Annotated in this window: 11 protein-coding genes and 2 pseudogenes; 5 read left to right on the plus strand and 8 right to left on the minus strand. The window is 64.8% G+C overall.

The window, feature by feature from the left end; all coding sequences use genetic code 11:
* Nucleotides 1-91 precede the first annotated feature (91 nt).
* Nucleotides 92-943 carry a tyrosine-type recombinase/integrase gene (locus ABZS37_RS19855; protein ID WP_355170866.1) on the minus strand — a complete coding sequence of 284 codons (852 nt, stop codon included), beginning with the start codon at nucleotides 941-943 and terminating at the stop codon, nucleotides 92-94.
* A gap of 216 nt (nucleotides 944-1,159) precedes the next feature.
* Between ABZS37_RS19855 and ABZS37_RS19860 the strand changes: the two genes are divergently transcribed.
* Nucleotides 1,160-1,612 (plus strand): hypothetical protein, encoded by a 453-nt coding sequence (locus ABZS37_RS19860; RefSeq protein ID WP_355170868.1) that lies wholly within the window; start codon nucleotides 1,160-1,162, stop codon nucleotides 1,610-1,612.
* A gap of 99 nt (nucleotides 1,613-1,711) precedes the next feature.
* Complete coding sequence (locus ABZS37_RS19865; protein ID WP_355170870.1) at nucleotides 1,712-2,254, plus strand: hypothetical protein; 543 nt, start codon at nucleotides 1,712-1,714, stop codon at nucleotides 2,252-2,254.
* Nucleotides 2,255-2,368: 114 nt separating this feature from the next.
* Here the strand turns inward: ABZS37_RS19865 and ABZS37_RS19870 are convergent.
* The 4 genes and pseudogenes from ABZS37_RS19870 to ABZS37_RS19885 form a co-directional block, all read right to left on the minus strand.
* Nucleotides 2,369-3,608: pseudogene (locus ABZS37_RS19870) on the minus strand (IS110 family transposase).
* Nucleotides 3,609-4,070: 462 nt separating this feature from the next.
* Complete coding sequence (locus ABZS37_RS19875) at nucleotides 4,071-4,496, minus strand: toll/interleukin-1 receptor domain-containing protein (protein ID WP_355170872.1); 426 nt, start codon at nucleotides 4,494-4,496, stop codon at nucleotides 4,071-4,073.
* 465 nt (nucleotides 4,497-4,961) lie between these two features.
* Complete coding sequence (locus ABZS37_RS19880; protein WP_355170874.1) at nucleotides 4,962-5,798, minus strand: IS5 family transposase; 837 nt, start codon at nucleotides 5,796-5,798, stop codon at nucleotides 4,962-4,964.
* A 242-nt stretch (nucleotides 5,799-6,040) separates the two neighbouring features.
* Nucleotides 6,041-6,487, minus strand: a complete 447-nt coding sequence (locus ABZS37_RS19885; RefSeq protein ID WP_355170876.1) for a DUF4231 domain-containing protein — start codon at nucleotides 6,485-6,487, stop codon at nucleotides 6,041-6,043.
* Nucleotides 6,488-6,689: 202 nt separating this feature from the next.
* Here ABZS37_RS19885 and ABZS37_RS19890 point away from each other — a divergent pair, with 202 nt between their 5' ends.
* Nucleotides 6,690-7,400 (plus strand): hypothetical protein, encoded by a 711-nt coding sequence (locus ABZS37_RS19890; protein WP_355170878.1) that lies wholly within the window; start codon nucleotides 6,690-6,692, stop codon nucleotides 7,398-7,400.
* A gap of 223 nt (nucleotides 7,401-7,623) precedes the next feature.
* Here the strand turns inward: ABZS37_RS19890 and ABZS37_RS19895 are convergent, their stop codons facing one another.
* Nucleotides 7,624-7,779: a hypothetical protein gene (locus tag ABZS37_RS19895; RefSeq protein ID WP_355170880.1), complete on the minus strand. Its 156-nt coding sequence runs from the start codon at nucleotides 7,777-7,779 to the stop codon at nucleotides 7,624-7,626.
* A gap of 625 nt (nucleotides 7,780-8,404) precedes the next feature.
* Here ABZS37_RS19895 and ABZS37_RS19900 point away from each other — a divergent pair.
* Together ABZS37_RS19900 and ABZS37_RS19905 are read left to right on the plus strand one after the other, a co-directional pair.
* Entirely contained in the window at nucleotides 8,405-9,121 is a 717-nt protein-coding gene (locus ABZS37_RS19900; protein WP_355170882.1) for a hypothetical protein, read from the plus strand.
* 56 nt (nucleotides 9,122-9,177) lie between these two features.
* Nucleotides 9,178-9,330 (plus strand): annotated as a pseudogene (locus ABZS37_RS19905) (IS256 family transposase); the annotation flags it as partial.
* Between the two features lie 135 nt (nucleotides 9,331-9,465).
* Here the strand turns inward: ABZS37_RS19905 and ABZS37_RS19910 are convergent.
* Nucleotides 9,466-10,515, minus strand: a complete 1,050-nt coding sequence (locus ABZS37_RS19910; RefSeq protein WP_355170884.1) for a hypothetical protein — start codon at nucleotides 10,513-10,515, stop codon at nucleotides 9,466-9,468.
* Nucleotides 10,515-12,458: a DUF3696 domain-containing protein gene (locus tag ABZS37_RS19915; protein ID WP_355170886.1), complete on the minus strand. Its 1,944-nt coding sequence runs from the start codon at nucleotides 12,456-12,458 to the stop codon at nucleotides 10,515-10,517. Before ABZS37_RS19915 ends, ABZS37_RS19910 begins: the two co-directional genes overlap by 1 nt.
* Between the last annotated feature and the right edge of the window lie 76 nt (nucleotides 12,459-12,534).

Consider the following 12,534-nt stretch of genomic DNA (forward strand, 5'->3'; position numbering starts at 1 on the left):
GAAAATACGTAGAAGCGGGTAGGCGCGCCTCGGTCGTCCATTCGACCGCGTGGTCGGACGAACTCAACTCGACAAAGCCGTGAGCGGCTGATCATGTTCCGGAGGCCATGTACGCGGCGAGGATGTAGTTGGGATGCCGGTCGAGGTTCTTGCGGGCCCGGTCATAGCGCATGGTGGTCCGTGGGTCGGCGTGGCGGGCGGCGATCTGCACGTCGCGGAGGCTGACGCCGGCGTCGAGCATGGTCGTCACGAACGTGTGCCGCAGCATGTGGGGGTGCATCCTCGGCATCCGGATGCCCGCTGTGTGGGCGAGGTGCTTGAGTCGGCGGGTGGCGGCGTGCCGGTCCATCCTCCGACCATGGGTATTGCGCAGGATCGGCCCGGCGGTGCGGTCGTCGACGGCCTGGTCGATAGCCCGAGCGACCGCGGGTGGTAGCGGGACGAGGACGACCTTGCCGCCCTTGCCACGCACGCGTAGGACCCGGTGACCGTGTTCCTCACCGAGGTCGGCGATGTTCGATCCGCAGGCTTCGAAGATCCGTAGCCCGAGCAGGCCCAGGAGCGCGACCAGGGCGAAGTCGTTCGGGTTCGAGGACTTCCGGGCGGTGGTGATCATGGCTTCGAACTGCAGGTGCCCCAGTCCGAGGGTCGGTGACTCGGCCGGCACCGTGGGCCGGCGGACGTAGTCGGCCGGCGAGTGCTCCAGGATGGCGTCGATGACGCAGACCCGATAGAACCCAACCACGACCGACAGCCGGCGGGACACCGTCGAGGGCTGGTACCGGCGGACGTCTTGTAGCCAGCGCACGTACCGCTCGATCTCCACCCGCGCCGCCGCCAGCGGGTCCAGGTCGTGGTCGGCGCACCAGCGGAGGAAGACCCGGAGGTCGGAATCAGTGTGGACGCGAGTCTGGCCACGGTAACGGCCCAGGAAAGCGGACACCGCGGCGCGCACAATGAGTTGATCGGTCAGTACGACAGGGGAAGCGGAAGCAGGCGAGGTAGTCATACATCACCGTGCGTCACCACCGGCGATGAACACCACCCCACCTGGAGCGGCAGATCCCGATGCCAGGTAATGGACTTCAGTCGGAAGCGCTCGTTCCCCGGCTCCCCTGTCTGTCCTAGAGACACCGCTGCGATAAAGGATGATGCCTGGGTGCCCATCGTCGATCTGCTTCGAGCCGGAGTGACCACGCCGCGCCCTGACCCGGCGGCGTGTGCCACTTGGCTGGCCTCGGTGTACGAGAGCATCAGAGGAGCAGGTGGTGCGGTCACCACCTCGGTCGAGGAACCAACAGTCGGCCGGAACTACTACCGGATCGGTGTGCGACTCAGTGACGGCACGCCGTTGTGCGTTCTTCTCAACTCCGCGGCCGCCCTGGTCGCTGCAGCTCAACAGCGAGATCCTCATCTGATCAATCTGTTGTTCGCCGACGTCCCAGACGGCGAGATCTATCGCCGAGCGGGGTTGCGGGTCGCCACCGCCGCAGAGCTGGAGCAACCGATCGAGGATCGGTCCCTCCGGCTGCTTACCGACGAAGAACGCCGCGATGTCACCTACCACCGTCCGGGCCGGCTTGGTGACCTGCTGTTCAACTGGTTCGACTGACCTGCCCGTGAACACTTCGCGGCATGACCGGATGTTTGGTGCACGCCCCAAGTGCAGGAGGAAGGTGCAGGTTAGGCCGCTGGACGGCATGATCGAGCGGTGGTTGAGGCAGTTGGGGTTCGATGGTTTCCAGACGAGGTCGGTCGCAACGAGGGGGAGGTCGCCTTCCTGGAGCGGCTTCGGCGGGAAGCATCCGGCTGGGACGTCGAGGGGCTCTCGCCCGAGGACGACACATCGTCGCAGCTGTGGCTGGCGCCGCTGTACATCGATGTTGATGTTCCAGGGCTCACCATCCGGCGCCGCACGTTGCAGGTTGGCTACTGGACAGGCGGGCCGTTCGGACAGGCACTCCATGGCGCTTGGGGCGACGACTACCTCCTGGATGACCACGACGGCAACGATCCCGAGGACCTGACCGTGGTCGGGGTGCGGGCCAGCCATGAGGACTACGCGGAGTGGGCCGCCGCCTGGCTGCTGCGCCAACTGAAACGACCTGTCGTGCGGGAGGAGTGGCTGGCCGCGGATCGCGTGGTCGCTGCCACATGGCGGCTGGACGATACTGGCCGTGTCCTCGCCAGGCATGGCAACAGTTGCCACCGCCTCTTGCGCCGCCGCGCTGACCGTGTTGTCACAGTGAGGTGAGCTCCGCAATGCTCGGCAGCCGGGATGGTTGCCGGCACACCGGTCATCGACTCGGCGACGACCACATCAACGAGGCCCACGCGCTTCGCGGCAGACATCCCAGGATTCAAAATGTCAAGCGGCTGCTGTGCTGTGGTGAGCCCAGGCCTTGTGTTCGTCGTAGATTGAGCGGGTCTTGAGGCATCCGTGGAGGATGCCGACGAGGCGGTTGCCGAGCTGGCGCAGCGCTGCGTGGTGGCCGATCTTTCGAGCTCTCATCGCGTCGTAGTAGGCGCGGGCGCCAGGTGAGCCACGCAGAGCGCAGAGGGGCCCATTGGTGCACGGCGTCGCTGAGGCGGTCGTTGTGGACATGCCGCGCCAGCACGGTTCTCTTCGTGCCAGAGGCTCGGGTGATCGGTGAGGTGCCGGCGTAGTTCTTGCGCGCCTTGGCGTCGGCGTAACGCTTGGGGTCGTCGCCGAACTCGGCCAGCACCCGAGCACCGAGGACCACACCGAGGCCGGGCAGGCTGGTGTAGAGCTCAGCGTCCGGGTGCCGACCAAAATGCTCTGCCACCACCTCGCCCAGGGCGTCGATCTCCGCGTTGAGCGCTGCGATCAGCCTGACCTCACCGGCGACGATGGCCGCGAACGCCTGCTGCACGGCCGGAGGCTGCCGTAGCGCGGGCGCCCGTAGGACGGTCTGGACTTGCAGCGCCTTGACCGCGACGTCACGACGGTTTGCCTTACGCAGTGCCGTGCTGATCCTGGCCGTGGACAGTCGCGCGGCCCGGTCGGGATCGGGTGCCGCGGCCAGGACGGCGAGCGCGTCAGGCGCGTCGAGGTCGTCGAAGGCGGTCAACGCGGCCGGGAAGTACTCCCGTAGCGCGCTCCGTAGACGTAGCACGTGCCGGGTCCGGTCCCAGATCATGCTCTGGTGGCTGCGAGCGACCAACTTCATCGCCTCGCCGTCGTCGGAGTCCCCGGCGATCGGGCGGTGGTGATCGCGGTCGAGGCGCACGATCTCCGCCAACACATGCGCATCGCCAGCGTCGCTCTTCGCCTTCGACGTGGAATGCCGCTCCCGGTACCGTGCCGTGGACATCGGGTTGATCGCGAAGACCTCATAACCGGCAGCCACCAGCGAGGCGACCCATGCACCGCGTTCGGTCTCGATCCCGATCTTGACCCGAGCGGCAGCATCGGAGGCTGGCAGCTCGGCCCACTCCTTCGGCATCACGCCGGCGATCAGAGCGTGCAGGCGCGTGACGCCATCCAATCCTTCCGACAGACGCCGGCGCGCCAACCGACGGCCCTCTTCGTTCACGATCTCGATGTCGTGGTGGTCCTCGGCCCAGTCATCACCCACGAACAGCATCGCTACCTCGCTCCCACGGTTGCACCAACACCAAGCAGCAGCGCGGAGGAGACAGCCGACGATCTCATGGTCCAGTGCTCACCCACACGTACAGGGGCACGTCATCCCAGCAGTGATACATCTCCTCACGACCAGCGGGCGCACGGTCTGCCGCAAGACCTCGCACGGGTCAGATCCGGAGAGTGCTGACCCACCAGCCGCTACCGACGCCGAGTCTGCTCCAAGAACCGACCCGACAGAACCCATGAGATCCGGATACTGCAAATAGCTCACATCGGCTGGCCGTTGATCTGCAGCCAACCGGGTAGCCCTCCTATAGGAACCACCGTACAGTCCGGCCCCTACGCGCCGCGTTCGGGCCGATTGCAGGCTTAAGGCTTGGCCCAGACCGGAATGGAAACGTAGGCGCAGAGGCGCTGATCGAGCGGTGCGGAATACGCCGTCATCCCGCACCCCTCGACGTCACGAACCGGCTGGACGAACCACCGCAGCGATTTCCGCCGCGATTTGAGCAATAGAGTAATCGGAGGTTCGCAACGCCAACACGTTGGCCAAACTGGGACTATTGGCGGTCACCTCGTTGACTGAGATCTTGTGCCAGATGGGAAGGCATACCTGCTTCCGCCGCTCGTGCATCGACATATGCACCAAACCATCCAGTTCGTACTGCGTCCATTGCTTACGGAAGAACGCCTCGGAGAGAACAACGATTCCGAACTTGCTGTTGGCGATGCCGCGGTCGATGGCCTGCCGAAGGCTGTCTCCGATCCTGAGTACGAACTCGTCGTACCAAACCGAAAGTCCATGTTCCTGCAAGGCGACTGCTAGGTCCCGAACCACCGTGTCTTTGTCCTCCCAGGCGTGGGAGATGAACACGTCGTACGTCACTGCCGTAGTACCTAAATGACCGGCTGTTGGCCGAATTTCCGCCGAGTTCTCCACGATCTGCTGGATCTGCGGGCGGAGAGTCTGAATGCTGGGAACCTGCCGCCCCGCGGTGGATCGAGTACCTCCGCTCGACCCGTACCTGCCGCCGCTGGAGGAAGGGTATGAGCTACCGCCTCCGCCGGATGAATAGCCGCGAGATCTGAAGCGTCCGCCGCATGCGGGGCACTCCGCACGGGCGCTGGCAGTCCGATGGCCCCGCACCGGGGCCGTGCATGAACTCATTAACACATGGTATCGACGCGAACCTCAGAGCCGTCTCAATGACACGTAGCCGCCGGCCGATACTGCTCAGTAACCGAGCTGTCAAGCGCACTCGGCCGGCCGTGTCTCTCTAGAACAAACAACCGAACGGACACGACACCTCAGAGGACGTCTGATTCACGTATTTTGTGAGTGATGCTGCCTTCAGGTGTCTCGCCAGGTTGGGGTGGTTTCGTCGGTGATGCGTTTGGTGAGGTTGTCGATCATCGCGATGCGGATCATGCTGGCGGAGTTGTCGGGCAGGGCTTCGTAGTCGCGGGCGAGGCGTCGGTGTTGCATGATCCAGCCGAGGGTCCGTTCGACGACCCATCGGCGTTTGACCACGGAGAATCCTTTGATCTGTGGGTCTTTGGTGACGACTTCGACGTCGATGCCGAGGGTGGCGCCGTGTTCGATGACCTTGTTCTTGAAGCCCGCGTCGACCCAGGTCTTGGCCAGGATCGGGTGGGTTGTCTTGGCCTGGTTGAGAAGGTCGATGCCGATGGTGTTGTCGCTGGTGCTGGCGGCGGTGACGACGACGGCGAGGAGTAGGCCGAGGGTGTCGGTGATGATGCCGCGTTTGCGTCCGACGATCTTCTTTCCGGCGTCGATACCTTGCGTGGGCAAGGGCGCGTTGGTGGAGGTCTTCACGCTTTGGGTGTCGATGACGCAGGCTGAGGGCTGTGCTGTGCGTCCAGCCTTGGTGCGGGCCAGGCCGGTGAGCTGGTAGTTGAGCTGGGTGAAGATCCCGTCGGTGGTCCAGGCGGTGAAGTAGCCGTAGACGGTCTGCCAGGGCGGGAAGTCGTGCGGCAGATAGCGCCAGGCGATGCCGGTGCGGTTGACGTAGAGGATCGCGTTGACGATCTCACGAAGGTCGTGGGTGGCGGTGCGTCCGCCGATCCCAGCGTCGGTGCGAGCCTGACGCCAGGCGGTCAGTCGTGGTGCGATCAGCGCCCAGCGGGCGTCGGACAGGTCGGACGGATAGGCGGGTCGCTCAACCATCTGATAGATCTACTGTGGATACCGAGTTGGGAATCGCACCTGCAGTCCGACGATCTCCGGTTCTTTCGGAACCAGACACGATCTGCGGCATCAAACTGGCATATCGCAACGGCATCAAGCGGGGCGAACGGTGTCAGGAGCCGCAACACGACCGACGTACCGGCCGGCCACTCGGCCTACCGAACCCCACCAACCACTCACGAACAACATCCAAACGCCCAGTCACAGCCAGTCTCCCGTCGCTACTCCGCCTGGTTCTGCCTCGGCACGGTCCGACCCACTGCGACCTGCGTCCACTGGCCCATCTCGGCCTGCTCGATCCGGGTGATCGCCTTAACCAATTCCTCGTCGCGGGTGGCCGGATCGTCGTACGGGGCCGCCAACACGTGGAACAGCCGGCGCTGCTCCTCCACCTCCTCGCGTGCGCGGCTGAAGCGAAGGTAGTTCTCCGACCAGTGGTAGATGGCACGGACACCGGCGATGACCACGAGCACGCTGCCAAGGACCGCGGTAATCGCCGGCAGACCGGGCGCGATCACGGCGACGACCGGGATGGACGCCGAGATCACCACGGTGCCGACGTCGGCGATCCGGTGCGCCCGCCGCGACCGTTTCGAGGCGATCACATACCACCGGTAGGAGGCATCGGCGATGCCGACGGCATACGAATCCTGCTCTGGGACAGCCACCGACGCATTGTCACATCAGGACAACGGACGATCAGCCTCCGAGCGCCCGTCGGACGGCTGCGAGCCGGGGACGTTGATGGCGTCCGCGAGCTTGCCGAACACTTCGAAGATGGTGGCCCGGCCGGCCGCCGCGCGCGGTCGGCGGCAGACGCGTGCATGGGTTCTCGGGGATGGTGGCGGGACCTAGGCTGTCGTCGCCGGTTTGGCTGAGGCACTTGGGGTTGCGGTAAGTTTTGACCTGTACGTCTGGCCCGAGGACCAACCGGTCACTGCGGCCGAGGCGCGAGCAAAGCTGGAGCGTTGGACCGACGGCGTACCAGAAGTCTTCGCCACGCACCCCGCCGTAGGGCGGTTCTATGACGCACTGCTCGATCGCTTCCCGCCACTAGAGAGTCTCGGCGATGATGACATCAACCGGCTCGGAGTGAGGAGCATGACGCCCGAGCGTTCCGACGCGATCGTGGCCATCTCGTGCGTCTGGTCGCGAGCCGACGAGGTCGGCACCGCCGTCCTGACGCTCGCCGCCGAGCACGGCCTGATCTGTTACGAACCGGGCGACCACGTCGTCAACCCGAACGCGCCGGGCCACGCAGCGCTCTTTACGCTCTCGTCGCAGAGCCTGCCGACGATGCCGGACCCCGACGTGGGCCGATTGGAATGGATCATCGGCCAGGTCGGCGAGGACAACCGCTACGTGATTCTCGAACGCGCCGACGGATGGTTCGTCCAGGTTGGCTACGGCGACGCTGCCGGAGTACCCACCGGGACATACGCACTGGAGTATCAGGAAGGTTCTATCGACCGACACTTCCGCTGCCAGACGACCGACCGCGAAGCAGCCCTGCGGCTCTTGCAGGAGTTCCGAGCCGGCGACGACAGGTGGAAACGCCGCCACCTGTGGGGACTACTCTGACCAGTCCCTCAACTGCCCATCCAGCCGTGACGAGTGTCCGGACGCGTACGCACGGCAGAGTCCCACCGCACTGAGGCCCGCTCGGCGGCATCGCGGTGCGCCTCGAGTACGAGCCTGAAGGCGCGCATTTTTCTCGGCATTTGCGGACGCCGCCCTACCGCCTTCGCAGGGCGCCGACGCTGACGCCTTCGGGTCCGCCGAAGAGGTCACCAGCCTGAAGCGCCTAATCAGGACGTTGCCTCGTGGCCTCGGCATCCGGGTCGAGCAGTTCCGCCACGGCGGCGGTGCCCGGCGGGTCGACCAGCGGCACCGGCCGCAGGTTGGAGCCCTCGACCTCCCGCGCGGCGACCATGGCCACCCAGCCGGCGCGGGCCCGCACCTGCAGCTGCCCGGCATGGACATCACCTCGCCGACGGTCTTCCCGACACCGGGAGTCCACACCCGCACCCAGGTGCCGACCTCGATGAACCGGCCGCGGTGATCGCGCGGATGGTCGGCCTCATGCCAGTCCTTGCGGAGGGTCCAACGGGCGATCAGCGGCGCGTGACGGCTGGAATGGTCGCGGGAGCTGACCACTGACGTCGCCTCCGCGCTCTGTGTGCGCGAGGGCCTCACACTGGTTCAGCGATCCCCTGGAGGCTCGATGAGACACGACGGCAGTGCGACGCCACTCGACAAGGCCCGCTGGTCCTTCCGGAAGTGGCGGAGCGAGTTCGACTGGCGGGAGGAACGCCTTCCGCTGCTCCTGACTGCGGCGTGCATCGCAATTTGCGTCCTGTGCACCTGGAGGGTGTCGACGGACCCGTACTGGCCCTTGGTCGGCCCTGACGAGTCGCGGCGGCCCCGGCCGATTCCGACAGACCGCCCTTGGCCGAAGCCACCAACCCCGAAGGACACGAGCGCACCAGGGGCACCTCTGGAGAAGTTCGAATACAGGGCGAGCGTCGAAGACGAGCGAGACGGGCTTTTCCAAGGCATGGCTTTTCGTCACGACGGATCGGCAAGTGAAGGTCTCAGACTGGTTCGACATCACGGTGATCGTGTGCGGACCGGACAACAAGGAGGTGTCGTGCGCCAGGCCGGCCACGGCCTCATCCAGCGTAGCGGCTGCTCCGCCTGCCCCATCCGGTACGAGGGATGTGCTGCTCGGATCGAGGCTTGGTGTGACGCTGACGGCGGCGGACCCGGCTGTGGAGGTGCGGGACCTGGTCAACCCAAAGGACGGCATCCAGCCCTTTACCTCCCGCTCAGACCGTGGCGAGTGGGTCTGGGATGTCCGGGCCACGAAGCCCGGCACCTACAAGCTCAGGGCGGCCGTACGCGTAGTGGCGAAGGAAAACGAGAAGGACCTGGTGCCGAGGAGCGAGACCGTCACCATTCGGCTGGACGTGGAGAGAACCGCGCGGTACGGCGTTCCCGAAGTCACGAAGCCCATTGCCAAGGCAGCCGGGTGGACTCTCGAGAAGATCGCAGCCTTCGTAATCGGCTTGGCCAGCGCCGGGGCCATCACCACTGCGATGTTGATCATCGCTTGGCGTCGCTTCCGGAGGCGCGGGCATGATGCGGACGGCATTACGGATGATCTGGGCATCCCTCAACCTCCGGCGATCGCCGAAGGCAACTCCAGCTACCCTCGGACGAGCCCGGGAGAGCACGAGTTTTACAGACGGCCGAACACCCCGCCGGAGCCGTCGCGCCGAGACGGCTTGCATGGCGGATGACGGTGCGAGTGCTGATCCCGAGCACGCGGGCCACCTGCGGTGTGATTGCGGCGGTTGAACTGGCCGCGTTGAAGTGTCTGTACTTGGTGACCCGGTCCCTGGACCCCACCGGCGCAGGCAGAACCCGATGGACGATGCGCTGGAAACCCGCCCCGAACGCCTTCGCCATCACCTTCAGCGACCGCTTCCCAGCCGCTGAAACCTACTAACCAAGATCGCCGGAAACACCCTTAGCGAGACAGCCCCAAACCTGTCGGGATGTCCATTACCAGGCAACAAAGAGTGATGTCGCCTGGGCGGACGCCTAATCGCCGGCTTGAAGGTTCCCTCGGCGCCGCTCAAAGTCATGGCCGCTCGATGACCTTGGCCCGGCTGTGCGGCAGGGCTGCCGCTCGCTGTTCCGTCGCTTGCAGCGCAACCAGTTTCTCCGATTTCCAGCAATAGCCCCAGTTGACACCGTTGACATCGGTCACGTTCTGTTGCTCGAACCGGTCGAAGCCCGACGGGAGTAGAACGGCGGCGCCGGTGCTGAACCTGATGTGTCGATCGTGCGGGAATGGATGGGCAGACGTTCCCCTGGTGAGGCTCAATGACACTTTGCAGACTCGGCCAGGACGCGAGGGGCTCCACGCCGCGAGCAGGGCCGCAGCGGTGTCGTCGACATCTACCGATGGCGCGCTGGGGAAGCGATCGGCGATGATGTGGACCTCGGCGCCGGGGGCCATGACTTCATCGAGAAGCCTGAGCATCCAAGCCACGTGTCCGGTCGCGTTGCTGGTGCGGCCAGTGGTCGCTCGCCAGAGGCGTGCGAAGTAGTAGCGGTCGACGATTGTCGCCGTGCGCGCCCCGGCAGCAAGTGGCTCGAGCACATCTGTTTGGAACCTGCTTCGTGAGCTGCCGTGCGGAAGGAATCCGTCGTCAGCAAGGTTCCGGAACTTCTCGATCGCTGGGCTGAACGCGGCGCCGTACGTGGTGGCCACATCGGGGCTTAGGCCGGGGATCGTCAGGAGGCCCTTGTCCGCGGGCACGCCAAGCTTCGAGCAGGAAGCGGAGGCCACAACAGCGACGTCGGCGGCACTCTTCCACCGCGCACGAAGATCGTCGATGTCCTTGATATTGGCCAGCGGGGTGGTGTTGGGCTTTTGTACGGAAATGCGCTTGTGCTTGTGGAACGACACAAGCACCTCACTCCACAGTTTTCGAGCATCCGGAGGAAGCCCCGGACCGTTCCGGATCGCGTAGAGCAGGTCGGAGACATCAGGATCGCTGGCGAAGGCAAGCCGCCCGTAAGCCCGCAATCGATCGAGTAGAAGGCGGTGGAGGGTCACTGCTGCCGCGGGAGGCAGGTCGGCGGTGTCAAGAGCGTTCGAGGCGATAGCGACGCGGGCGTGCATTAGAACGCTCCGAACATGTCATCGAGCCGCTCGTCGAAAAATCCGTGTGGCCACTCGTCCACGAAGTTTCCCTCCGAGTCGAGCCGGAGCCGGTGCACGACGGCGCGGCCCCGGTCGTCCTGGTCGATGTAGATGACCGCCACGTCGCTTGCATCGAGTACCCCTTCACGAATGCGCCGCTGCAGGCGCAGCACGATGTGCTCGCTGTGGGTCTCAATAATGAGCTGGTTCCCGCGGCCGCCCGCCTGTGCCGTCTCGATGAAGAGGTCGGCAATCCGAGACTGCAGTCGGGGATGCAGGTGGGTCTCGGGCTGCTCAATCATGATGATCGACTCTCGCCGTGACAGTAGCTCCACCACGATCGGAAGAATCTGGCTGATGCCGAAACCGACGTCGGCGGGGGTAACCCGAACACCGGAGCGTTGGTCGGTCAGTACAATGGTGACGAGGTCTCCCACAAGATCTGCGGTGTATCCGCTGTTCAGGGGCACCACCTCCATCGTGTACGGCACCTCGAGGCGAGCCATCCACTCGTTCACCTGCTCGACCGCGCTGAGGTGGTCGAAGAGGAACATCGCGGTGTGCATTCCGTCGCCGGGATCCGAGCCGATCGACGTGCGGTCGTAGACGCGTCTTGGCGCAGAACGAAGCGGTCCAAGCCAGACCAGGCTTTCGAGCAGTTGCTGGACCTCGATGGAGATCCCCGAGGCGATCCGGGCCACCCTGCCGGCGTACGCGGTGGCGAGGTTGTGGTCCTGAAAACCGGGCATCACTTGCAGGGATCGTGACAGGATCGGCTCCGGACCGGGCAGCAGCCCATGGCGCCGAAGTGAAAGATCGGAGCCTCCGGTTCGGAGAGCCCGTAGCGCGCGCCGGGCGTTATTGTGCTGGTTACGCTGCCATTTAGCTACGTCACCACGTGCACGGTCCTCGCTGAATGGGTAGATCAGGGCACCTAAGCCAATATCACGGAAGAGTTCCGCAGCCTGCTCGAGATCGGTACGCAGAAGGTCTTCGTCCGCATCAAACTGCAATACATGAGCGCCAAAAGCGAACCTGGTCGTATGTAGAGCACCCGAAGGCAGCGTACCGGTCGCGAAACTCCAATCGACCGTACGGGGAAGGGTCGGGTCTACCGTCCCCTCAGGAGGTAGCCAAGAGGGCAGCACGCCATAGGTCAGGCCCAGTCTGACCCAGGCGGCAGTGTGCTGGTGCACCACCGCCGGGAATCCTCCTGCGTTGGCGAGCGGGCCCTGGGTGACGAGCCCGTCACGTGCCATGGATTGTTTAAGCAGCAACATGGCTTGGATGACGCTGGACTTGCCGGCGGAGTTCGCGCCATACAGGAGGGTCAGTGGTGCGAGGTCGATGGTCCCATTCGGCCCGAATGCCTTGAAGTTGGCGATCTGGATTTGGGTGAGCATGGTGCGCTCAGGCGCGGGGTGCGTGACCGCTTCCGGAGGCGGATCGTCGAGGAACCGCCGAGGATGAAGTCCCTTACGACAGTCGATGTCGATCGTTGGAACGATGCGTGCCAGGAAGCCATCAGCATCGACAGTGCCCGTCTGCCGGTAGCGACGGACAAGGCTGGCCAGTTTTTCGATCGCCGGGGGTGGCAGCTCAAGTTCCCCTTTGCCCGTGGCCTCTATCGTGCTCTCCGCATCGATGAACAGCACCTTGTTCCGGCATCTCTTCGTGGCGGCGTTGCGCAGCAGCCAAATGACCGTGGGGACGACGGTGTGCCGGAACAGCCCTCCAGGCAGCGAGATGATGGCCTCAACGGCGTCACGGGCGAGAAGTTCCTCTTGGCTCGCCGTGTGCGGCGGGAAGACGCTGTTGGGCGTCAGGACCACTGCGGCCCGGCCACCCCTTTTCAAGGTGCCGAGGGCGAGAGCGAGCCAAGCCAGATCGCCTGGTTGCGTGACGGCTAAGGCGTGTTTCATAAGCCGGTCAGAGCCACTCGGTGATGATGGTGAGGGTCAGGACGGCTTGGAAGCGGACTGCGAGTTTGTCGTAGCG

It is taken from the genome of Micromonospora sp. NPDC005413 (assembly GCF_040606435.1).
Lineage (GTDB): Bacteria > Actinomycetota > Actinomycetes > Mycobacteriales > Micromonosporaceae > Micromonospora.

Bases quoted from the DNA above. Each gene is read 5' to 3' on its own strand.
- ABZS37_RS19880 (WP_355170874.1), bottom strand. From the start codon at position 5,798: ATGGTTGAGCGACCCGCCTATCCGTCCGACCTGTCCGACGCCCGCTGG.
- ABZS37_RS19910 (WP_355170884.1), bottom strand. From the start codon at position 10,515: ATGCACGCCCGCGTCGCTATCGCCTCGAACGCTCTTGACACCGCCGAC.
- ABZS37_RS19915 (WP_355170886.1), bottom strand. From the start codon at position 12,458: ATGAAACACGCCTTAGCCGTCACGCAACCAGGCGATCTGGCTTGGCTC.